The sequence below is a fragment of the Pseudonocardia xinjiangensis genome, assembly GCF_012911925.1.
GTDB lineage: Bacteria > Actinomycetota > Actinomycetes > Mycobacteriales > Pseudonocardiaceae > Pseudonocardia > Pseudonocardia xinjiangensis.
Window position 1 is genome coordinate 1 of sequence record NZ_JAAXKY010000307.1, and the last position, 1,061, is coordinate 1,061.

The window sequence follows — 1,061 nt, forward strand, 5'->3', positions numbered from 1 at the left end:
GCAGTGCCCCCGCCCCGACCGTCTCCTCCGGGACCAGCCACAGCCGCGACACCGCGCCCGGCCCGTCGGCTGCGGCGGCCGTGGCCCGCGAGCGGGTGAGCCAGGCGTCGAGCTGCCAGCGCACCCGGTCGACGGTGCCGGCGGGGGTGAGCGGCTCGGCGCAGCGCCAGATCCGGTGCAGCTCCTCCCCGGCCACCGTGCGGGCGGCGACGCCCAACCGGGTGCAGGAGAGCCCGTGGCCGGCCAGCGTGCGGTGCAGCCGCTCCGCCAGCCCGCGGGCCGCGAAGGCGGCGGCGTCGACGCGGTCGACGGGTGGGTCCAGCTCGATCTCCACGGTGAGCTCCTCCGGCGGCCTGCGCCGCACGGGTGGCCGGGGGTCGAGGCCACGGGCGAGCCGGTGGCAGAGCACGGCGTCGGCGCCGAACCGGGAGGCGACGTCCTCGGCGTCGAGCGCCGCGAGAGCTCCGAGGCTGCGCAGCCCCAACCGCAGCAGCAGCCCGACCAGTTCGGAGCGGTCGATATCGGGCTCGCGGTCCAGTTCCTCCACGCCGAGCGGAGCGAGGAACGCGGGAGTGTCGCCGGGCGCGACGGCCAGGCCGCGGCGCGCCGCGAGCACCGCGGCGAACAACCCGTCGGCCACGCCCACCTGGCACTCCACGCCCGTGCGGGCGGCGACCTGGTCGACCAGCTTCTCCGCGGCCGCCTGCTCACCCCCGAACCAGCCGACCGGGCCCTGCGCCGCCAACGCCACCAGCCCCGGCCGCACCACCTCCACCCCCGGCGCGAGCTCCTCGACCGCGGCCACGACCGGCTCGAAGGCACGGGCGTCGCGATCGGGGTCGCGGTCGAGCACCACCAGCTCGGGGCACCGGGCCTGCGCCTCCCGCCTGCGCAGGCCACGGCGCACGCCGTGGGCACGGGCGACCGCCGAGCAGGCCAGCACCCGGTTGGCCACGACCACCGCGACCGGCCGGTGCGGAGGGACGTGGGCGGCCATGGCCGCGGCCGTGACCGGCCAGTCGGGCGACCACAGCGCGAGCACCCGCGTGACAGGCCCGCTC

The 1,061-nt window shown here is 78.6% G+C and carries 1 protein-coding gene; it reads right to left on the reverse strand.

Annotation, left to right across the window (positions count from 1 at the left end):
- A partial coding sequence (locus tag HF577_RS37205; protein WP_456154042.1) for a DNA polymerase Y family protein occupies positions 1–1,061 on the reverse strand: 1,061 nt, incomplete at both ends.